Origin of the sequence: Tahibacter aquaticus, assembly GCF_004363655.1 — a bacterium.
Taxonomy (GTDB): Bacteria; Pseudomonadota; Gammaproteobacteria; order Xanthomonadales; family Rhodanobacteraceae; genus Tahibacter; species Tahibacter aquaticus.
Genome location: NZ_SNZH01000019.1, coordinates 122,623 through 147,117 on the forward strand (window position 1 = coordinate 122,623; position 24,495 = coordinate 147,117).

2 protein-coding genes (1 of these 2 only partly in view) are annotated in these 24,495 nt (G+C 69.9%); both read left to right on the forward strand.

Annotated elements, in window-relative coordinates; all coding sequences use genetic code 11:
* On the forward strand, positions 1 to 17,511 hold the full coding sequence (locus tag DFR29_RS24665; protein WP_133821310.1) for a CARDB domain-containing protein: 17,511 nt from the start codon (positions 1 to 3) through the stop codon (positions 17,509 to 17,511).
* A protein-coding gene (locus DFR29_RS24670; protein ID WP_133821311.1) for an RHS repeat-associated core domain-containing protein crosses the window boundary here: on the forward strand, positions 17,508 to 24,495 show its 5' portion. Its footprint extends 3,740 nt past the window's final position; 6,988 of the gene's 10,728 nt are visible here — the first part of the coding sequence; it begins with the start codon at positions 17,508 to 17,510; its stop codon lies beyond the right edge, outside the window. Before DFR29_RS24665 ends, DFR29_RS24670 begins: the two co-directional genes overlap by 4 nt.

Consider the following 24,495-nt stretch of genomic DNA (forward strand, 5'->3'; position numbering starts at 1 on the left):
ATGTCAATCGCCTCGATGTTCCCCGGCGCCCGGCGTCAATTGCACCGCCTGGCCACCCTGTTGCTGCTGTTGCCGGCCGCCATCGCCAGTCCGGCCGCGGTTGCCCCGGCGGACGATTGCGTCATCCTCTCCGGCGCCAGCGCCAAGGCCGCCGCACAGCCAGGCAGCATCCAGGCCAGCAGCGATATCGGCAATCTCACGGTGATGGATTTCGACGGCGACTACGACCGCGACTTCGATGCACCACGCAGGCTGGTCAGCCAGCGCTTTTTTCAGGACCACCCGGACAAGTACGACTTCCTCGTCGTCTTCACCACCTTCGATTTCGAATGGGGCAATCTGCTGGCGTTCTACCGCGCCGTGCGCAATGACGTGAGCGGCATCGGCTGGCCGCTGCTCGACGACAGCGCCAGCTACGGCAGCACGCGGCTGCAGGGCTATATCGACATGACGCGTACCTCGCGCTATGCGCTGGGGCCGCAGCAGCCGGGTTTCGCCATCACGCGCAATACCCTGGCCCACGAGCTGATGCATCGCTGGGCGGCCAAGCTCACCTACCGCACGCCCGAAGGCGCCGTCAGCCGCGATCTGCTCGGCGAATCCGACGCGCACTGGAGCTACTTCCTCGATACCGATGCGTCGCTCATGTATGGCGCCGACTGGCAGCAGCGCGGCGACGGCCAGTTCGAGAGCAGCGCGATCAGCTATCGCTACGGACCGCTGGATCTCTACGCCGCCGGCTTTGCCGCCGCCGGCGAAGTACCGCCGCTGCACCTGATCCGCAACGGCGACGGCGACCCTGCCGCCGTGCCACGCCTGGGTGCGGTCAGCGGCGGCAGCCTGGAAACCATCACCATAGGGCAGATCGTCGCCGCCGAAGGCCCGCGCATACCCGACAGCGCCAACGCGCCGAAAGAATTCCGTGCCGCGATGATCGTGCTCAAGCGGCCCGGCGATACGTTGCCGGCGGAAACGCTGGCCGGACTGGAAGGCCTGCGCGTACGCGTGCAGCAGCATTTCAGCCAGATCACCGACGGCCGCGGCACGCTGCGCATCTTCAACCAGCGCCGCAGCGCCGATTCGGCGCAGCTGCCGGCCGTGCTGCAAGGCAGCGGCACGGCGCCGGTGCCGCCCGGCGTCGTGGAAGCCGTGAACTGGATCAAGCAGCGGCAGAAACCCGACGGCCATTGGGAAGACCGCGCTGCTACCGCATCGCGCGACACGGCCGCGGTGCTGCAACTGCTACGCGACGCCGAACCGGGTTTCGCCGGCATTGCGCAGGCGGAAAACTGGCTCGCCGGCCGCGCTCCGGCCAGCAGCGACGAGGCGGCCTGGAAACTGGTCGCGGGCGAATCGGCGGCGGCGGCCAGCCTGCTGCAACAAAGCCAGTCCGCCGCCGGCGGCTGGGGACTGGCGGACGGTTTCGCCGACAGCAGCCTGGACACGGCGGGCATTGCCGCAGCACTGGCCCAGCGCGATCCCTCCGGCGCGGCGCTGCAGCGTGCGCTGCAAGGCCTCGCTGCGCAGCGCAATGCCGACGGCAGCTTCGGCATACCGGAGCAAGGCCGTGGACGCCTGCTGCCCACCCTGCGTGCCGCCCGCGCGTTCAGTGCGTCCAGCCTGCCGGAGCACGCCACGATTGCCAGCCATGCCACGCAATGGCTGCTCGGCCGGCAACAGCCCGGCGGCGGTTTCGGCGACGGCGCGGTGTCCCTGGCCGATTCGATCGAACTCGTCGACGCCAACGGCCTGTTGTCGCTGCCGCCAGCCATCGGCAACGGCGCGCGCAACTACGTATTCGCCGCGCAACAGCGCCAGGGCGACTGGCAGGGCAGCATCTACCTCACGGCGCTCGCCGCGCGTGCGCAGCTGCGCGACACAAAACCCAACCTGGCCCTGAGCGGCACGCCGGTGGCCCAGCCGGCGCAACCGCAGGACGGCGACCTGGTGCGCGTACAGGCCACAGCGGTCAACAACGGCGTCGTTGCCGCCGCCGCCAGCAGTGCGCGCTGGTACGACGGCAATCCGCAGCAAGGCGGCACGCCCATCGGCAGCGACATCGCCGTGCCGGCCTTGATTCCCGGCCGCAGCGCAAACCTGGCAACGCTATGGGACAGCAGCGGCCGGGCCGGCGCGCGCGAACTGTGGCTGCAACTCGATGCAACGGCAGCGCTGGACGAGCTCGACGAAGACGACAACCGCGGCATGGTCGCACTGAGCGTCGCCACGGCACCCGTGCAGGCGGACATCGCCCTCGAGCCGACCCGGCTGAGCCTGGACCCCGCCTCCGTCGCCAGCCTGCCCGCCACCGTCACCGTGAGCGGCAGCGTCGCCAACCTGGGCCAGACCGGCGCCACTGGTGTCGTCATCAGGCTCTACCGCGATGGCGTGCCGCAGCAGCTGCTGGCCGAGACCACGCTCGACATCGCCGGCCGCAGCAGCGCGGCACTCAGCCTGAGTTTCGAGGTCAGCGTCGCCGGCACCGTGCCGCTGCGCCTGCGCGCCGATCCGGACAACGCGATTGCCGAAGCACGCGAAAACAACAACGAGGCCAGCCTGCTGCTGCCCTTCGGCCAGAGTCTCGACCTGGAAGTGCGCAATGCCGACCTCGGCCTGCTCGACGGCGCAACGCCGCTGCAGGGACGCGACACCGGCATTCGTGTGGTGGTGCATAACCGCGGCACGATCGATTCGCCGCCGGCACAGCTGCTGGTGCAGGTACAGCAAGGTGCAGTCAGCCAGGTGCTGCTGGACACACCGGTGCAGATCAACGGCGGCGCGAGCATAGAGCGCCGTCTGTACTGGCGGCCGCCGTCGACCGGTGCGGCCAGCATCAGCGTGAGCGTGGACGGAGCCGATGTCGTCGCCGAGGCCAACGAGGCAAACAACCAGGCCCAGCTCTCCTTCGAGGTGCAGGCAGCGCCCGACAGCGTCGACCTGGCCATCGAGGCAGACTCGCTCGTGTTCAGCCCGGCCACCGCACTGCAGGGCCAGCCGCTGCAGGCAAGCCTGCGCCTGCGCAACCTGGGCAACCTGGCAGCACCGCCCTTTGCGGTCATGCTGTACGCAGCCGATCCACGCCAGGGCGGCGCGGCGCTGGCCCGCATCGACATCGCCGACGGCCTGGCGGCGCAATCCGCCCGCGACATCGTGCTGCCGGTGGCCGAGCTGGGGCTTTCGCGCAACGGCGACGTGTTCGTCACCGCCGACGCCTTGCAGCAGATTGCAGAAAGCGACGAAGGCAACAATTCCGCCTCGCGGCCGCTGAGCGTGCTGGCGTATGCCGATGCCGCGGTTTCGGCCGCCAGCATTGCCCTGACGCCGATGCAGCCGGTGCCGGGGGAAGCGCTGCGCGCCCGCGTCAGCGTGCGCAACCTCGGTGGCCAGCCGGCCAGCCAGCTGCGCGTGCGCCTGCTGGAAGGCAACCCGGGCGACGGCGTGGCCGTCGGCGCCGACCAGGTCATCGCCGAGCTGGCCGCTGGCGCGACGGCAGAGCTGGAATGGAACTGGACCTTTGGCCTGCAGCCCGATGCACGCGCCCTCAGCGTACTGGCCGACCCGCTGCAGCAGCAGCGCGAGAACGACCGGGCCAACAACACGGCACTACTGCCGCTGCAGACCCAGGACAGCGATTTCTATACCAGCGAACGCTATCTGTCGCCCAACGGCGACGGTATCCGCGACAGCGCCACGCTTGCCTTCGCGCGCCTGGCGCCGGGGCCGGCACAGGTCGAGATCCGCAACGGCGCCGGCCGCGTCGTACGCCGCTTCGCCGATGCGCTGGATGCAGTGGCCGAGCGCGGCCAGGTGACCTGGGACGGCCGCGACGATGCAGGCCGGCTCGAACTCGACGGCGACTACCGCGCCAGCCTGATCGGCGGCGGCAGGCTGCTGGCCGACCTCACCCTGACGCTGGACCTGAACCGGTCCAGCCTGTTCAGCGCTGCCGGCACGCCGCTGCTGTACGACCGGCGCATCGCGCAGTGGCCGCAGTGGCTGCAGCCGCCGCCACTGCCGCCGGCGCAGGGCTATGTCTACGCACTGATCGAGCGCAGCCAGATACCGCCGCAGAATCCACAAAGCGAATACGGCATCTATCGCAGCAGCATCTACTGGCCCGCCCTTGAGCCCATCGTCTCTTCCGCCGCGCTGGCGCCTGGCCAGTCGATCGAAGGACTGGATGCGCAGAGTTTTTCCGCCGACGCCCGCCACCTCGCCTTCCTGCGCCGTTCGGCCGGGCAGCAGGAACTCGTCGTCGCCCGCAGCGACGTGCCCGACCAGTTGCAGGTACTCGACACCCTGCCCCTGGGCAGCCAGACCGTGCGCCCGCGCTTTATCGGCTCCGGCCAGCTGATTGCCGGCAGCGACGCCGGCGTTGCCATCTACACCCTGGCCGACGGCAGCAAGCGCGAACTGGCGCTGCCGGCCACGCCGGTGACGCGCGCCAGCGCCTACGTACACGGCGCCTACCTGTGGAGCGCCGACGCCGCATCCGGCCAGGAATCGCCGGCGCGCTACTACCCGGCCGATCCGGCCGCCAGTCCGCTGGACCTTCCGCCCAGCGGCCGTCTCAACGGCGCGGGCAGCCATCTGGCAGTAGTGCGCACGACGGCCGACAGCGAATCGGCCGCGCTGCTCGACAGCCGCGACGGCAGCGAGCGACTGCTGTACCAGCGTCCCCGCGAAGACTATTTCTCGGTCCACGCCAACGGCCACTACCGCCCGCAGCATTTGTATACGAACTGGCTGGGCGAAGCGCAGGACCGCCTGCTGCTGATCGATACCGCCGCCCGGCTGGTGCAGGTATTCGCCAGCAACGGCGCCCTGCTGGTCGCGGCGCAATTGCCGCCGGCCGATACCACGCTGGACAGCGAGCCGCCGCAAGGCCGCTTCATCGGCAACGAGTTCCGCCGCATCGGCGGCCTGGGCAGCGCCGAGGAATGCCGCAATCCGCTGTGGCACTGCACGGTCACGCATTGGCAGGAAACCGATCCGCGCCTGCAGTGGTACGACCCGGCACAGCACCGGCTCACCCTGGTACTGGCCAGCGACCTGGTCGGCGCCTACGACACCGAAGGCGGCCCGCCCTACGTGATCGGCCGCTTCAACGGTGCGGTCGAGGCCTTTGCCATCGATCTCGACGACGGCAGTTTCGAACGCGTTGCCAGCGCCAGCGGGTATTCGGCACTGCAATGGGACGCACCACCCCTGCTGCGGCTGCGCGACGGCGCGGCGCTGGGCCTGGACGGACGCCTGCGCAACCCGGCCGGCGTTGCCGCCGCCCTGCCCTGGAACTACGCCAGCGCCACCGCGGCCGCGGCATTCAGCAGCGACGACCGCGGCCTGTGGCTGGGCAGCGGCACCGCCAGCCAGCGCCACCTGTCCAGCCTGGGCAACCTGGTCGCGCAGTTGCGCACCAGCTCGCGCAACGGCGCCATCGACCTGGACGGCATCGCCGCAGACCACAACTTCGACCACTACCGCCTGGACTGGGCCAGCCAGGCCCAGCCCGAGCAGTGGCATGCGCTAGCCCTGCCCAGCGCCGACCCGCTGCTCGGCGACAGTTTCGGCAGCTGGGTCGCACCGGCGCCGGGGCATTACCAGATCCGCCTCACGGTGGTCGACCAGGCCGGCAACAGCACGCGCGCCTACGCCTCGGCACTGGCGCTGGCCGGCACGGCGATTACCGATACTTCTATACAAAGCCGTTATTTCTCGCCCAACGGCGACGGCAACAAAGACACCGCGGTAGCCAGCTTCCGCCTCGCCGCCGCGCAAAGCATCGTCGTGCGCGTACGCAATGCCGACCAGCAGATCGTGCTGGAGCAGGTACAACTGCGCGAACCGGGCGAAAACAGCTTCGCCTGGGACGGCCGCGACCAGGCCGGACTGGCGCAGCCTGACGGCAACTACAGCATCGACGTGCAGGGAACCGTGCTGCCGGTCGTGCTCGACACCACGCCGCCACAGCTGCGCGGCGAATTCGAACAGCCCGGCCTCAGCTTCGTCGGCATCGACGGCAGCAGCCGCAGCGGCAGCGCCATGGCCGTGCGCGCCGAAGCATCGGATGCGAATTTCCAGGGACTTTGGCTGGAACGCAGCCCCGTCGGCAGCAACAGCTGGCGCCGCGTCACCGAACCGGCGCAAAGCTCGCCGGTCGCGGCAGAGGGCGCTGCGCTGCTGGCCGGCCACGAGCTGCGTGCGCTGGCGACCGATCGCGCCGGCAACCGCACGGTGCTGGCGCTGGGAGCAGCGGTGGACAGCCTGCAGCTGAGCCGCTGCACCGGCCGTGGCGGCCATTGCGCCCGGCAGAAATTCTGGTGGCTGGATCTCACACCCGCCGCCACGCCGGACGGGCGGCCCGCCTCGCCGCAGGTCATCGTCGAAGATCCCTCGCTGCCGCTGATGCTGTCGGTACAGGACGGCACGCCAGGGCTCAGTGCCATCGAAATCGAAATCGGCCACGCCGACGGTGCCGAACGCTGGGAAGTCGCCCTGAGCCTGCCTTCGACCGGCGAGCTGTTCCCCTTCGACGATCCGTACCAGCAGCGCTTCGATATCGAATTTCCCGTAGTGACCCTGCCCCGCGGCGCCGACCGCCTGCTGCGCATCAGCGGTGTCACAGCGACCGGTGCGCGCATCGTCGGCAACGTCATCCGCCTGGTCACGCAGCCTTTCGGCGAGCCGATACAGATCTGCGCCGGCGCGCCGACCGAAGGCCTGCCGCCGGAGCTGCGCAGCCTGCTGCGCAACGTGGAACCGCACGAAAGCCAGGTCATCGTGCCGGCCTACAACGCGCAGTTCGCCGCGCTGGCCCAGCTCGACCTGGTCGTGCCTTTCCCGTTCCACCACAGCCGGCTCGCCGCCACGGCGGCGAACGCCGACGGCGCGCTGTTCATCGTTCCCGCCAGCCAGCTGGCCTACGCCCGCGGCACGGCGCCGCTGGCCAGCGAGCGCTGGCTCAAGGGGCCCGACAAGACCCTGCGCTGCGGCGGCAACGGCAGTGGCGGCGGCGAACCGCAGGATCCGGATTTCGACATCGACGTAAATCCGGTCATTGCGACCACCTGCAACGCCCCGGCCAGCGGGCGGCTGGCCGTGCGCGTCAGCTCGGCCGCGCCGATGAATTACCTGCACGTCGACACCTTCGTCGACGACGAAGCCCAGACGGTATTCGCCGAACAGCCGGTCGCCAACGAAGGACCGTTCGCCAACGCCAGCGGCAGGCCGACCTGGGCACGCAGCTTCGAATGGGATGTTTCCACACATCCACAAGGTGAATCCTACCTGCGCGCCCTGTCGGATCTGCGCACCGCGGTCAAGCGCGTGCTGGTCGATCACGAACCGCCCATCGCCGTGCTCGACTTCCCCGCCGCCGGCAGCCGCATCTGCGCCAACGACGCCGGTGCGCTGCGGCTGCGTTTCGGCGGCAGCATTTCCGGCGGCAGCGATGCCTTCTTCAAGCTCGAACTCGCCCCGGCAGAACGGCCGCAGGAACGCTATTGCGTGGCCGAACAGCTGCAGCCCGGCAGTTGCACCGGCTGGCAGCCGGTACATGCCGAAGACGGCACCCTGGCCCAGACCGGCGGCGAACTGCTGGCCCGCCTCAACGGCCTGGTCGATGCAAAACTGGTCGCCCACGACGGCTCCGGCGCGCTGGCCTGCAACGACACGCGCTTTTTCCTCGACAGCCGCGCGGAACTGCAGGAAACAGACTCGCCCGGCCAGCTCGGCTTCGGCCTGCTCGCCAGCGCAGACGCGCTGGCACCGCTGCGGCAGCGACCGTTGCTGGGCCTGGCGCCGCAGGGGCTGCCGCGCCTGCGCACGGTCGCCCTCACCTTCGCCGCGACCGAAAGCCTGAGCTATCGCGCGACCCTGCACGCGACCACGCCGCAGGGCAACGCCTACGTGCCAGCCGCGGAACTGGCCGTGCTGGGCCAGGCCGACGATATCGAAGGCGGCATCGCCATCGGCTGGAACGGCGAGATCGGCGGCAGTGCCGCCGCCGACGGCGTGTACCTGCTGCGCGTCGCCGCCACCGATCACTGCGGCAACAGCCAGGTCTACGACTATCTGGTGCTGCGCGACGCCAGCGCGCCACAGCTCGCGCTGACCGAACCCGACGCGGGCAGCGTGCTGGGCGCACCGGTGGTGGAAGTCCGCGGCAGCGTCAGCGACGCGAATTTCTCTCGCTTCGATGCCGCACGCGCGTACTGGCAGCTGCGTGTACAACTGGACAATGCGCCAGAACAGCTGCTGGCCGAACAGGACTTTGCCGTATCGCCCGCCGCCCTGCTGGGCCGCTGGAACCGCGGCGAATACAGCGGCGACGGACGCTTCGTGCTGCAGGCCAGCGACGATCTGGGCAACAGCAGCGAAATCGCGCTGGATTTCTCCGCCCCCAGCGCCGCGCGGCTGATCGCCGCCGCCGGCCTGTCGCCCGGCGTGTTCTCGCCCAACGCCGACGGACGCCTGGATCGCATCGACATTTCGCTGAACCTGCTGCGCGCCGCCGTCGTTGACGTGAACGTGCGCGACAGCCAGGGCGTCACGGTCGCCGCGGTAGTCGGCAATGCCGCGCTGGCCGCGGGCCGCAGCAGCTTTTCCTGGGATGGCAGCAGCGCCACGCCGCTGCCGGACGGCAGCTACCGCCTGGAAATCAGCGCGCGCGACGCCGCCGATGCGGCGATCAGCGAAAGCGCCGTCCTCAGCCTGGGCATCGACACCACGCCGCCGCAGCTGCTCGACGTCAGCCCGGCCGGCAGCATTGCCACCGGCCAGGGCGTGGTCGGTTTCCGCATCGACGATGCCGGCCTGGATCGTTTCGATGCGCGCCTGTTCCGCGCGGGCGCAGCGACCCCGCTGGCACAGCGCAGCGGCGCAGCCAGCGGCCTGCAGGTACTCGCCACCCTGGCCGAGCTGGAAGAAGGCGCCTATCGCCTGGAAATCGCCGCGCAGGACCGCGCCGGCAACCAGACCAGCCTGGTGCGCGAATTCAGCGTCGACAAACACCTGCCCACCGTCGAATGGCAGCAGCCAGCCGCCGCAGCCGTGCTGGCGCGTGCCGCCGCACCGCTCGCCCTGATCGGCACGGCCAGCGATGCCAACCTCGCCAGTTACGAGATCGCCATCGCCACGCGCGGCAGCGAGAACTGGTCGCCCCTCGCCAGCGGCAGCAGCAGCGTGGTGAACGGCGCGCTCGGCCACTGGACGGTGCAGCAAGCCGACGGCGACTACCGCCTGCGCCTGAGCGCCCAGGACAGCGCCGGCAATACGGCCAGCGCCCTGCGCGACATCAGCATCGACGGCACGCCGCCGCTGGCACAGCTGAGCGCACCGCTGGCCGGTTCGCTCGTCGGCGCCAGCCTGCGCGTCAGCGGCACCGCCAGCGATGCGCACCTGCGTGACTACCTCATCAGCGTCGCCACGCCGACCGCCGCACTGGCCGGACAATGGACTCCGCTGTACCGCGGCACCGCCGCCGTGGAAGCCGGCGTACTGGCCGAACTGGCGCCGCAGCTTGCCGATGGCGACTACCTGCTGCGCCTGCTGGTGACCGACCTTGCCGGACTGACCGCCACCGCCCAGGTCGATTTCCGCATCGACCAGGTAGCGCCCTCGGCACCGCTGCAATTGCGCGCGCGCCTGCAGGGCGGCGATGCCGTGCTGGACTGGAATCCGCCGGCCGACGGCGACCTCGCCGGCTATGCCATCTACCGCGACGGCATTCGCCTTAACAGCCTGCCGCAGGCGGCGCCGCACTACCTCGACAGCGGCCTTGCCGACGGCACCTGGCGCTATCGCGTCACCGCCATCGACCGCGCCGGCAACGAAAGCGCGCCAAGCACGACGGTCGAGCTGCTGCTCGACCGCACGCCGCCGCGGGTCGCGATCGACGCACCGCTGGCGCTGGAGCGCATCGGCGGCCTGGTCAGCATCCGCGGCAGCGCCTATGCCGCCGACGACTTCGCCAGCTGGCAGCTCAGCGTGCGGCGCAGCGACGGCAGCGACACGGCCCAGACCATCGCCCAGGGCAGCCTGCCCCAGCCCGGCGGCGAACTGGCCAGCTGGCTCAGCCGCGTCTATGCCGACGAAACCGCCGTCACCCTGCGCCTGGAAGCGCAGGACCGCAGCGGCAACAGCGCCGCGGCCGAACGCGCCATCGTGATCGACAATGCCGCGCCGGCCGCACCGCAGGGCCTGACCGTCACGCTCGCCGGCGACGACGCGCAGCTGGCCTGGAACCCGAACAGCGAGACCGACCTGCGCGGCTATCTGCTGTACCGCAATGGCCGCCTGCTCAATGCTCCGGCCCAGACGCCGGCTGATCTGCGTCCGTATGCGCTCAGCGCCACGGCGTATACCGATGCACTGCTCGCCGACGGCAATCACCGCTACGTGCTGTTCGCCATCGACCAGGCCGGCAATATCAGCCCGCCGTCGGCGCAGGTGCCGCTGGATATCGACCGATACCCGCCGCAACTGCGTATCGACACGCCGGTCGACGGCGAGACTTTCGAGGCGGGCCTGAGCCTGGCCGCCTCCAGTCCACATCTGGATATTGCAACCGTGCGCTTCAGCTGGCGCGCCGTCGGCAGCAGCGCATGGAACGACACCGGTCCGCTGCTGAGCCGCCCGCCGTATCGTGTGGAATGGAATACCCAGGCGCTGCCGCTGGGCGAATACGAGATCCGCGCCGTCGCCTTCGACCAGGCCGGCCAGACCGACCTGCCGCCGCCGCAGGTGCGCGTGCGCCGCGCCGACCTGACCGCGCCCGCCGCCGTCAGCGGGTTCCAGGCCAGCGCCGACGGCGATACCGTCGAGCTGAGCTGGACCGCCAGCAGCAGTACCGATGTCACCGGCTACGCGATCGAGCGCGGCAACGGCTCCAGCTGGGAAGAACTGGCCGGCAATCTGGCCGCCACGCACTACAGCGACAACGGCCGCGCCGACGGCCAGTGGGTCTATCGTGTCAGCGCGGTCGATGCCGGTGGCAACCGTTCCGAGCCCGCCGACGACTACGCCCTGGTCTTCCGCATCCGGCTGGACCAGCCGCTGACGCCGACCGATGCCAGCCAGCTCGGCCTGAACGGCCGCAGCCCGCCGGGCAACGTGCAGCTGCGCCGCGTCGACAGCAGCGGCACCGTCGATCTGCCGGCCCAGCCGGTCGACGAATCGGGCCGCTTCGCCTTCGCCGGACTGCCCTTGGCCAGCGGCCAGACCGAATTCATCGCCCGCGTGCTCGACGCCGACGGCAACCGCAGCCATCCCGCCAGCGTGAAGGTATTGCGCGATGCCGCACCGGCCGTGCCGACGGGCCTGTCGGCCAGCGCCAGCGGCCACGCCGTCAGCCTGAGCTGGAACGCCAACAGCGAAACCGATCTGCTGGGCTACCGCATCCAGCACAACGGCCACTACCTGCTGCCGGACGGGCCACTGGCCACGCCGCTGAGCCTGAGTTCGGCCACCTGCTGCACGCCGGAAGCCGCCGCCGACGGCAACAGCGCCAGCGCCTGGCAGCTGCAGACGTATTTCCAGCCCGTCGACGACGAATCGGCCGACGACCCGGCCCTGCTGATCGAGCTGGGTTCCGCCCAGATCGTCACCGCACTGAGCCTGGACTGGACCACTCCGGCCCTGGCCAGCGGCAATGTGGACATTTACGCACGCAACGCCGACGCGGCCTGGGTGCCGGTGGCGCGCAAGCGCGGCGCGGCGGCGGCACATGCCGAAATCGCCCTGCCGCAGCCCTACCGCAGCGATGCGCTGCGGCTGGTGCTGCGCTCGCCGGTTGCCCAGGGCAGCTGGACCGATCTGGCGCTGGCGGAAATCGGCGTCAGCGTGCGCAGCCTGGCCAGCACACCGGCCTTCGCCGAAACCGTCATCGACGGCATGCACCGCTACCGCGTCAGCGCCGTCGACATTCACGCACTGGAAAGCGCACTGACACCGGCGGCAGAAATTGCCATCGGCGATGTCACGCCGCCGGAAGCGGTCACGCTGACAGCCAGCCTGGTCCAGCGCGACGTCAGCCTGGACTGGAGCGCGAGTGCATCCGCCGATGTGGTCCGCTACGAACTGCTACGCGACGACCAGGTCATCGCCAACCGGCCTGCCGCGGCCGAGCGCCATCATCTCGACAGCCTGCGCCCGCCCGGCCGCTACGCCTATCACGTCATCGCCTACGACGCGTTCGACAACGCCAGTGCGGCTTCCAACCGCGTCAGCATCGACGTGGCCAGCGGCCTGGCTGCGCCGACGCTGGTCGCGGTGGACGCTATCGCCGAAGGCGCCGCGCTCGATCTGCGCTGGCAGGCCGGCGACGCAACAGCGCTGAGCGGCTACCAGGTACAGCGCGCCAGCGGCGAACAAGGCAGCTATGCCGTCATTGCCACAACTACCGCGACGCAATGGCGCGACAGCGGGCTGGTCAACGGCACGCGCTACTGGTATCGCATCGTCGCCACCGACGCCAACGGCCTGGCCAGCGCGCCCAGCACGGCGCTCAGCGGCGTGCCGCGCGATCGCGTAGCGCCGCCCGCGCCGCTGCTCACCTATCCGACGACGGCGGCCTATCGCCTGCAGGCCGAAGACGACCGCAGCCAGGTCTGCGGCCGCGCCGAAACCGGCAGCATCACGCGCATCGAGCGCGACGGCGTCGAACTGAGTTTCGCCGCGACCAGTCCGCCACAGGCCAATCCACTGCTGCCGCTGGCGGCCTGGCGCGGGCCGATGGAATTCGCCGCCGACGGCTATCACTTCGCCGCCCTGCGCGACGGCGTGTGGCAGTTGGTCGACCGGCGCGATTTCCGCGCCGAGCCGCTGGATGCCGGCGCAAGCCTGCCGCAGTGGTCGGCGCTGGGCCTGCGCCTGTATTACGTCCAGGACGGCCGCCTGCAGGTGCGCTGGCCCGGCCGTGCCGCCCATCTGCTGCCGCCGGCCGCGGCAAGCCTGCGCGCCTTCGGCATTGCCCCGGACGAATCACGCCTGTTGCTGCTGGGCCGGCGCGATGCCGGCGACGGCAGCGACACGCTGTGGCGCGTCGCCCGCGACGGCTCTGCCGTCCGTGCCATTGCCGGCATCGACGCCGCAAGCCTGCTCGACCGGCCGCTGCTGTTCTCCACCGATGGCCGCCGCGCCGCCGTGGCCAGTGCCGATGCCTGGCTCGTCATCGACCTCGACCAGGCCCAGCTGAGCCAGACCCTGCCGGCCGATACCAGCGCCGGCGCAACGTGGACAGCCCCGGGCGAACTCGCCTTCGTGCGCAGCGACGGCAATAGTGGAATAACCGCCTTGTGGACCTATTCGCCCGACACCGGCGACACCGCCGCCCGCGCCACGCTGCCGTTCGCGCCCGCGGGCCTGGATGCAGCGCCGCAAGGCAGCGAAATCGCCCTGGCCTTCCTCAACGGCGTAAAGCTGTTCGAGCGCAGCAGCGGCGAACTGCGCGACCTCACCGCACCCGGCGAACTCTCCGCGGCCAGCATCCGCTGGACCGCCAGCGGACGCCTGCTCGGCACGCAGTCCGGCAGCGCCTTCCTGCTGCAGCCGCCGGGCTGGTTCTGCACCGCTGCGATCGACCTGCGGCCCGGCAGCAACCGCCTGGTCGGCAGCAGCACCGATGCGAGCGGCAACCGCAGCCTGCCCGCTGCCGCGATAACAGTCGAACTGGGCAATGTCGCCCTGCCCGATCTGGCCGTCTCGGCCAGCGACGTGTTCTTCGTGCCGTCCGTGCCGGCACCGGGCCAGCAGGCAACCGCCTTGTTCACCCTGCGCAACCTCGGTTCGGTGGCAGTGGCCGCACCCGAGATCCAGGCCAGCCTGACCGCGCCCGACGGCAGCAGCCGGCCACTGCAGCTGGCCAGCCCCCTGACCGAGCTAGGCCCCGGTGCTGCCCGCTCGCTCAGCCTGGGCCTGGGCGTGCTGGTCCAGAGCGGCATCTATCGCCTGCGCCTCGAAGCCGACCCGCTGCAGCGGGTGAACGAATCCGACGAGAACAACAATCGCGCGGAAAGCCTGCTCAGCGTCACCGCGACCAGCGAGCCGCTGCTCGACCTCAGCACCGACGGCGCCGTGTTCGCGCCGGGCCAGGAGGTACGCGGCACAGTCCGCGTCACCAACCCGGGGCCGGCCTGGAGCGGCAGCGTCCGCCTCAGCATCGTCGACGCCGGCAGCACCAGCGTGGCGAACCTGGACAGTGCCGGCATCGCCAACCTGGGCTATGCCCAGCAGTGGAGCCAGGCCGTGCAATGGCGCCCGGCGGCAACGCTGGCCGGCGACTACCGCCTGCACGCACGCCTGCTGCGCAGCGACGGATCGCTGCTGGCCGAACGCGACGCCGTGTTTGCCATCGCGCAGCTGCGCCAGGTGGAACTCAGCGTGGCGGCGCGGCCACTGCCGCAGACCGCAGGCCAGCCGGTCGAGATCGACAGCCTGCTGCACTTCGCCAGCGGCAACGGCGTACTGGCCCAGGCCAGCCTGAGCACGACCCTGTACAACCCCGCCGGCGTGGAGATCTGGAGCGCCAGCGAAAACCTCGGCACCCTGCAGCCCGGCTATCGCATGCAAAAAAGCTATACCTGGAATTCTGCACAAAGCGCCGGCCAGTACCGCCTGCACCTGCGCCTGCAGGGCCAGGGCTATGCCTACGACGCGGAATCCAGCCTGGTGCTGCTCGACGCGGCGGCGGCAGAACCGCTCAGCGGCGAGCTGGAACTGGCACCGACCGCCAGCGTCGTCGCCGGCACGCCGGCCGTGCTGCACTATCGCCTGCGCAACGCCGGCAGCAGCAGCCTGGCGGGCGTGGAACTGCGCCTGCGCCTGCTGCAGTCGCCAGACCAGGCCATGGCGGTCGAGCGCTTCGAAACGCTGACCCTGCCCGCCGCCGGCCAGTACCAGGGCAGCCTGGCCCTGACCCTGCCGCCGCTGTCGCTGAGCGCCTACGCCGCCACGCTCGACGCGCGCCTGCCGGCCGATGCCGCCGGGCAATGGCGTCCCCTCGCCCACCGCGGCTTTGCCGTCGTCGACGGACTGCCGCCGCAGATCGACCTGCAGCAGCCTGCCGCCGACGCACTGGGCGCAGCCGTCGTCGGCGTGCATGCCGTCATCGGCGATGCGCATTCGCCCATCGTGCAGGCCCAGGTGCGCATCGACGACGGCATCTGGCAGCCGCTGAACCTCGACGGCAGCGGCCGCCATACGGGCTATGTCGCCGGCCTCGCCGACGGGGCACATCGCCTGAGCGTGCGTGCCCGCGACAGCTGGGGCAACGAAAGCACGACCGCGGAACGCCATTTCCGCGTCGACGGCCAGGCGCCGTCGATCCTGATCGGCGGCGTGGCCGAGAACGAGCTCACCAACCGCGTCGTCCATGCCAGTGTCGAGATCACCGACAGCAATCCCGATCCGGCACAGACCAGCATCCTGCTCGATGGCGAAAGCTATATCCCCGGCAGCGCCATCAGCGCCGAAGGTGCCCACACCCTCAGCGTGCGCGCCGTCGACCTGGCCGGCAACGAACGCCTGGCTGCGGTGCATTTCCGCATCGACACCACGCCGCCGCCGCTGGCCATCCTGGCGCCGGCCGACGGCAGCAGCGTGGCCCAGAGCGCGATCGAAGCCCGCGCGCAGACCGAAGCGCTGGCCCAGGTCACGCTGCAGGCCGGGGCGTTCTCCGCCCAGGCCAGTGCCGATGCCGACGGCCTCGCCGTGTTCGCCAACGTGCCGCTGGGCGAAGGCAGCAACACGCTGACGCTGCAGGCACACGACGCCGCCGGCAATGCCGGCACGGCCCAAACCGTCGTGGTGCACTACGAAGCGCCGCAGACCCTGCCGCTGGTCGGAACCCTGCAGCCGGCCCTGGCCGACCTGCCCCACGGCCAGGCCCTGCAGGTACTCGTCCGCCTGCGCAACCCGGGCACCGTCGCCCTGCCGCTACAGAGCGCGCGCCTGAGCGTCTACGACGCGGCTGCAGGCCTGCTCGCGCGGCAGGACTATGCCCGCGCCTTCGCCGCCGGCGAGGCCTTCAGCGACACGCCGTCTTTCGCCAGCACGGCCTGGGCACTGGGCAGCCTTTCGCTACATCTGGAAATTCTGCGCAATGGCACTTGGGAAATGCTGGACAGCCAGACGGTGAACCTGGTCGACCGCACGGCGCCCAGCCTGGCGGCGCTGGCTCCCACGGCGTCCGGCATCGTCGCCGCCCCCCTGCGCCTGCGGGCGACGGCCAGCGATGCACTCAGCCCGCCGGTCACGGTCGAGGCCAGTGTCGATGCCGCCGCCTGGGCCACCCTGCCGGCCGAGGCGGGCCTGCCCGATACCTACCAGAGCGCCGAACTGGCGCTGGCCGACGGTGCGCACAGCTACCGGCTGCGAGCCCGCGACAGCGCCGGCAACCTGGCCGAGCTGGCAGCCGTCGCGTTCACGGTGGACAGCACGCCGCCGTCGATCAGCATCACCGGCGTGGCCGACGGCGACCTGCTCAACCACGCCGTCACGCCGGCCATCAGTGTTGCCGACGCCCATCCCGCCAGCAGCAGCATCACGCTGAACGGGCAGCCCTATGCCAGCGCCACGCCGATCGCCGCCAGCGGCAGCTACCGGCTGCGCGTACAGGCGCTGGACCAGGCCGGCAACGAAGCCCTGCGCGAACGGGTATTCACCCTCGATCTCGAGGCGCCCGGCATCGTCGTGAGCGAACCGGTACCTGGATCGACGGTGACCACGCCGCTGCAGGAAATCGCCGGCACCACCGAAGCCCTGGCCCAGGTGCACGTCGTCGCACCGGGCCTGGACACGACCGTACAGGCCGCGGCCGACGGCCGCTTCCGCACCGCCGCGGCGACCTTGCTGGCCGGCAGCAACACGCTGCGCCTGCGCGCCACCGATACGGCCGGCAACCTGGGTGCCGAAGTGCAGGTGCAGGTCAGCTACCAGCCGCCGCCGGCCCAGCTGCTGGCGGCGCAGGACACGCTCGGTCCGCAGCATCGCCGCGCCGGCCGGCCGATACCGGCCAGCTGGCTGCTGCGCAACGACAGCAGCATCGCCCTGAGCAACGTTCCTGTGCGGCTGGAATTGCGCGCGCAGGACGACAGCAGCGTGCTGGCCTTCGACAGCCAGAGCCTGTCCCTGCCGCTGGCCGGACAGTCCACGCTGACCGCGCAGTTCGCCAGCACGGTCCTGGCCGCAGGCAGCTACCGCCTGGCGGTGTCCGCGCAGCTGCGCAATGCCCAGGGCGTGACCGGCTGGAGCAGCCTCGCCTCCACGCCGCTGACCCTGCTGCCGCCCTGCCACAGCAACGCCAACCGCGACCAGATCTTCCGCGAAGGCGGCCCGCCCGAGGACAGCGTGTTCTGCGGCGACTTCGAATCCGCCGCCGCGGCGCCCCTGCTGCAGCACGCGCTGTCGCTGCTGCCCGCGCCGCTGTCGCAACTGGCGGCGCGACTGCTGCCCGCATCCGCTTCCCCACTCAAGCCAGACCCTGCTGCGCAAGCCGGCGGAGCCGCACCATGACACTGCAACGGAATGCCTCTCCCCGCTCCTTCCGCCTGGCCACTGCGGCCTGGACCTTCGCCGCCACCGCCTTGCTGGCGCTGGCCGCCGCCCAGGCCGGCGACCGCCCGGCAGCGGCGCTGTCGCCGCGCGAGGCCGTCGCTGATGCCCTGCTGCGCGGCATCGATGCGCGCGCCGCACTGGCCGAGGCACTGGCCCGCGATGCCGACTCGCCGGCCACCCGGCAGCAGCAGTACCAGGCTACGCGACAGCGCCTGGAAAACAGCGCCATCGCCGGCTTCTCGCGCCAGGCACAGCAGCTGCGCGCCAGCCTGGCCAGCGCGGCTACGCCGACGCGCAAAGCCTTCGACCCAGCCCGGCGCAACGCATTGCTGCAGCAGGTCGATGCCCTGCAGGCCCAGGGCCTGCTGCTGCAGGGCAGCCTGGAAAAAAGCGACAAATTACCTAACGGAAAAAGCGCCACGCCCAGCCCGTTCGCGCGCGAACGCCGCCAGGCGCTGGCCGCCTGGCTGAACCAGATCGGCGCCGCCAGCGACAGCCTGCGCACGACGCTGCAAAGCCTGCCCGAAGGGCGCGCGCCCGGCATAGCCGTTTTCGCCGAACTCGACCAACTGCTGGCCGCCGATGCCCAGGCCGAGCAGGCGCCGGTCTACGGCGCCGCCGTGCTGCCGGTACACCGGCCGCGGCTGCCGGCGCGGGAACCGGCGACCGCGCCGGCCGTGATACCCAGCTATGCCGATGCCGAACACGACATCGAGCCCCAGCCGGCCGACTACGCCGCCACGCCGGATGCCCCGCTGTCGCCGGCCGTGCTGGCCAAGGCACGCAGCCTGGACAACGACTACACGCGCATCGTCGACTTCGTGCGCAGCAGCGTGAAGACGCGCTGGTACGCCGGCGCGCAGCAGGATGCCGACACCACCCTGCGCACCCTGAGCGGCAACGACGTCGACCAGGCCAGCCTGCTGATCGCCCTGCTGCGCGCCAGCCAGGCACCGGCGCGCTACGTGCGCGGCGTGCTGGAAGTCGACACCGCGCAGCTGGTGCAGTCGCTGGGCGTGCGCGAGGACAAGGTCGGCCTGGCCCTGGCCGCCGCCGGCGTCGCCCACAAGCCGGTGATCCGTGGCGGCCGCGTCGCGGCCTATGCCATCGAACACGTTTATGTTTCTGCCTATTTGCCTTTTTCCAATTATCGCGGCAGCGCGGCAGACCTGGCTGGCAAGGCCTGGATACCCCTGGCACCCGCGCTGAAGCCGCACCGGCTGACCCCGGCCGGCGGTGCGCTGGCCCGCAGCGGCATCGATGCCGCGGCCTTCATCGACGAACACCTGGCCCAGCTGCGCGACGACTCGCCGCTGGATCGCCTGCGCAGCCAGATCGACAGCCGCCTCGCCGCACTGGCTACGCCGCTGAGCTACGAAAGCCAGCTGGCGGTGCATGCCGTCGCCGCCGCGCCGCTGCAACTGCTGCCGGCCAGCCTGCCGGCGGCCAGCGTCGCCGTCACCGGCGAATTCGCCGCACTGCCGGACGACCTGCGCCAGCAGGTGCGGCTGCTCGCGCGCAGCGGCAGCGACGAATCGGGCGCGGTCATTCTCGATGTGCAGCTGCCGGCGAGCCAGCTCGCCGGCCGCCGCATCACGCTGTCCTACCAGCCGGCCTCCATCGGCGACGGCGCCGTCGTCGATGCCCATGGCGGCATGAGTGCGACGCCGCCTTATCTGTTCCAGGTTCGCCCGGTATTGCAGATCGACGGCCTGGCGGCGCGCATAGGCAGCGGCATACTCGACGCCGCTGCCGCGCATCGCCTCGACATCACCCTGAGCGGGCCCGCCGGCAGCACCGGCGCCAGCCAGCTGCTCACTGCCGGCGGCTATGCCGCCATCGCGCTGGATACCCAGGCCGACGCGGAACTGCCGCAACCCGATGCGCCCCTGCCCGGCGACAACGAACAGCGCGCCGCGCGCGTACTGGCCAACCTGGGCGCGCGCTACCTCAGCAACTGGAACCGCGACGACGACGAACTGGCACGCCTGCTCGGCGTCGGCCTCGTGCGTCCCTTCCCCAGCGCCGTGCTGGTCATCAACCAATACCGCATCGAGCGCAGCGGTGGGCTGGCCCAGGCGATGCAGTGGCGCGGCGTCGCGCTGGATGCCGCGCTGCGGCCGGCCGAAGCCTTTGCCCATGTCGACGCCGCCGGCGCCGAAAGCGACTGGACTGCGCTGTCGGCACTGCAGGGCTCCAGCCTCGAACATCGCGTATTCGAGCAGCAATGGCATGTCGACAGCCTGTCCGCCGACAAGGGGCTGGCGCTGGCTCGCGCCCAGAACATTCCCATCCTTACCCTCAACGCCGCCAGCGGTAGCGGCGGCGTGAACCAGCCGCCCGCCGTCATCGCCGCCGTAAACGCCTGGCTGGCGCGCGGCTACGTTGTTGACATTGCAAAAAATCCACTGACCCTGCAGGCCTGGACCGGCGCGGTCTGGCGCGTGCGCAACCTGCCCACCGGCGAAGCCGGCTATTTCATCGCCGGCAATCTGGCCGGCGGCTCCACCGCCATGCCGCCGGAGCTGTGGTACCTGCAAGACCTGGTGCAATGGCTGGGCGATCCCTACGCCCTACCGCTCAACGAAGACCCCATGGCAGGCGCCATCCTTACGCTCGACGCCGACAGCCAGTACCAGATGACGCCCGCCGGCCAGGCCCTGCCGCGGCCCCTGCGCGCCATCGTGCTGGATGCAGGAGGACGGCCGGTCAAGGGCGCCGCCGTCACCTTCGCACCGCTGACCCCGAACGGCCATTTCCCCGGCGTCGCCGACGGCGAATCCGCGCTGGTGCTGACCGACGCCCGCGGCGTGGCCAGCATCGGCTTCGTCACCGGTGCAAAGATCCTTGACGGCGCAGCGGACTACATTCATCGGCCGAACCAGCCGGAACCCGAGTTGGTCGGACGCCACTGGATTCACGTCTCGGCCCAATCGGCGATGGGGCCCATCGTCGCGGGCAATTCCTTTTTTGCCGACGCCACGGCCGGCGCAGCAACGCGACTGGAGCTGACGACGCCGAACACCGAGCTGTCCACCGGCGTTCTGTTCGGCCGTCTTTATCTCGATGCGTTCGATGCCAACAGCAACCTCGTTTCCAACGTGCCGCTCAACATCAGCATCGAGAGCGACTACACCGTTGCGCCGCAATGCCCGCTGTCGTCCCAGCGCATCGACGGCGCCTTGTTCATCCACGGCGACTGTCCGACCAACCAGAGCATCCTCACCGGACATGCCTGCACTCGCCAGCAGATCGGTTCCCTGCATTCGCGGCCAGACGGCATCACCCTGGGCGTGACGCCCGGCAATGCCAACACCACCGCGCGCTACACCGTACGCGCCACGTCGCCCGGCCTGTCCAAGCAGATCGTGTTCAGCAATGAAGCGCCGGTCTGCAACGCCGGCCCGGGCAGCATTTTCTGGCATTTCGTCTGGTATGACGGGCACCGGCTATCGCCCGATTCAGACTACGAATTCATCGTCGCCGCGGCGCCGCTGAACCAGCTGTTTCCGCGCAGCTTCGGCATCGAGTCGTACCGCTACGCGATCAACGTGCAGACCAACACGATCCAATGGACCCGTGACGGAACCTATCCCCTGGTAGTCAAGGACGCGCTTTTCGGCACGGTCGAAAACCTGCGCTACAACAGCGGTGCCGTCGGTATTACCCGCTTCGAGATCCGCGCCGGCAGCGAGCCCGGCCCGGTGGAGATCTGGCTGGGTTCGCCCGATTCGGTTACGCCGAAATACATCCACTTCGGCTCGGCGATTTCGCTGCACGCGCCTGTGGTCACGCCCAACCCGCTTCCGCTGACGCCGTTCTCGACCACCGCCGCACCGACCAACCTCAAGGCCAGCTTCGACCGCAACGACTACACCGCCGGCACGTCGCAACTGCAGATCCGCGTCGATGGCGAGCCCATAGCCGCCTGCTATTACGCCCGCCTCAACACCGGCACTTCCTGCAGCTTCGACCACGGCCTGCAGATCGACCGCACGCGCAGCTACGAAGCCGCCATCGTCATCAACGAAGGCACGCCGTATCGCCTGGAAGCCACCCGTCCGCTGCCGTTCGAGCAGGGCATCGTCGCCGGCTACGGCGTGCTGCCGCCGGCCGTGGCGGCGCCGCTGAACGCACCCGCGGCAACCGCGGCGAAACAGGCAAAAGACAGCCCGCTCGATCTGGTCGGCCTGTTGCAGAGCCGCTTCCCGAAAAACATCGCGATGAACCAGGACGTCGAAGTGTCCGCCGGCTACGCCTGCCTGCAGGGCCGCCGCTTCGGCTATCTGCTGAGCCAGGACGCCACCGTGTCGCTGGCCTTCTTCCGCCGGGACGGCCAGGGCAATACCAGCCCGATTGCCGCCTGGAAACCGCTGGACGGCGTTGCCCTGCCGGCCGGCCTGCACGACCTGCAGATCGATCCGCGCGAACTGGCGCTGGGCGAATACAAGTTCGAGCTGCGCGCGGTCAACAGCGCCGGCGAAGAAGAACTGCACGAAGGCACCGCCAGCAACCACGTGCAGCGGCGCGATTCGCTCACCCTGTCGCATCCTTTTGTGAAAGGTGTAGACCTGTACTCTGGCGGCGCGGTGATTGGCGAGGAAGACATCGCCATCGGCGGCCGCGGCCCCGGCATCAAGCTGGAACGCACCTATTCCAGCCACGGCGGCGAACAGATCGGCTTCCTCGGCCGCGGCTGGAACACGGCGCTGGACGGCCAAGTGCTGCGCACCGACTGCGACGAGCGCATCGTCGTAGGTATCGGCGGCCAGGGCCAGCGCTTTCGCCCCAGCGGCGTGCTGCCCGACGGCAGCCAGACCTTCACCGCCCTGCACGGCTACCACGGCACCCTGCTGCAGCGCGGCGATACCTACGATTTCCACGGCCGCGACGGCCTGCACTACCACTACAGCCAGGCCGACCTCGGCGGTCCGCGCATCAGCTATGTGCAAGACAGCAACGGCAATCGGGTCAGCTACCGCTGGGAAATGAACCAGGGCACGCCGCGCGTGAGCAGCATTACCGATGCCAGCGGGCGCGAAGTCAGCCTGGTCTACGAGGTGGTGCGCAACCAGCGCCAGTCCTACGGCATCGACATTGAGGAAGTGTATACATTGCTGAAGGAAATCCGCGGACCGCTGGGCCTGCGCATTGCCTACGACTACGACAGCAAAGCCAACCTGAGCCGGGTTACCCGTACCGACGCCAGCACCAAGGGCCGCCGCGTCAGCGGCTACACCTACCAGGACTTCGGCGGCATCTTCCACGCTGCACCCGACGGCAGCCCGAGCTATTTCCACTTCGGCCATCGCCTGAAGACTGCGCGCGACGAGGTCGGCGGCGGCATACGCCGCTACGAGTACCAGTTGGGCTGGTCTGGCGTGCGCGTCGGCGACAACGCCCTGGACGTGCTGTACCTGCCCGAGCAGCGCGTGCGCCAGGTCACCGAGGCCGACAACAGCGTGACCGCCTTCAACTACAGCGGCCTGCGCGGCCTGGGTGCGGTCACCACCGACATCACCGACCCGCGCCAGAAATCTATCCACTACGCCATGAACCCCCAGGGCGGTGCCGAACTCGTACGCGACGAGGCCGGCGAAACCCGCACCGTCTGGAACCTGGTGCATCGCCAGCCTGCGACGATCACCGACGCCCTGAATACCGTCAGCGAATTCGGCTACGACGACTACGGCAACAAGACCAGCGAAACCGTCACGCGCAACGGCCAGACGCTGACGCGCAACTGGACCTGGTATGCGCCGGGCGACTTCTTCGCGCCCTACCTGACCGACCGCGTCAAGACCGCGACCGACGCGCGCCGGATCGTCACCAGCTACACCTACGACCCGAACGGCAACCCGGCAACCACCGAGCGCGGCGGCATCACGACCATCGACGTTTTCGGCGGCGGCGGCGACCACATCCGGCATACCGACGGCGACAGCAACCTGTGGGAATTCCGCTACGACGCCTACGGCTATCCGCAGGTCGCCTCCACGCCGCTGCGCAAAATCAGCCGGACCGAATTCGACGCCCTGGGCCGCAAACGCAGCGAAACCGATCCGAACGGCCACAAGACCAGCTGGGAATACGACGCACGCAACCGCGTAGTGTTGACGACTTATCCCGGCGACGACAAGGAAACGCGGCTCTACGAAGACACGCTGCGCCGTCTCACCATCACCAACCCGCGCAATATCCCCACCGTACAGAACTTCGACGCGATGGGCCGCCTGCTCACCGAGAGCGTGGCCGACGGCATGCGCGAGCTCAGCTACGACGACAACGGCAATATCCTGAGCCAGACCGACTTCGCCGGCCACAAGACCAGCTTCGCCTACGACGCGGTGAATCGCCTGGAGCGCAAGCACGAATGGGCCGACGAATCCCTGCAGCGCACGACCATCTACGCCTACGACGCGCTGGGACACGTCACCGCCGAAACCGTCGGCGAAGGCCCCGATGCCAGCGTCGACACGCGCCGGCGCGAATACCGCTACGAACATCCCACCTACGCACGCACCCACGTGCGCGCCGAACTCGTCACCGAACAAGGCTCACGCTGGCTGGAAGAAATCACGGCCTACGATGCCAACGGCAACCCGCTCTCCACCACCGACGCGCTGCTGCGCACGACCACGCGCGAATTCGACAACCTCGATCGCCTGAAAGTGGAAACCGCGCCGCTGGGCCGCGTCACCCGCTACGACTATGACAACCGCGGCAACAAGCGTTTCGAAACGCGCCTGAACCCGGGCGGTTCCGGCACGCAGGTGCGCGAATGGCGCTACGACAACGACGGCCGCCAGACCGACAGCATCGATGCCGAAGGCAAGCTGCGCCGCGTGGAATACGACAACGCGCGCAATATCACCGCGCGCATCGATGCCCGCGGCTATCGCACCAGCTACCGCTACGACGACCGCAACAACCTGGTCGAGG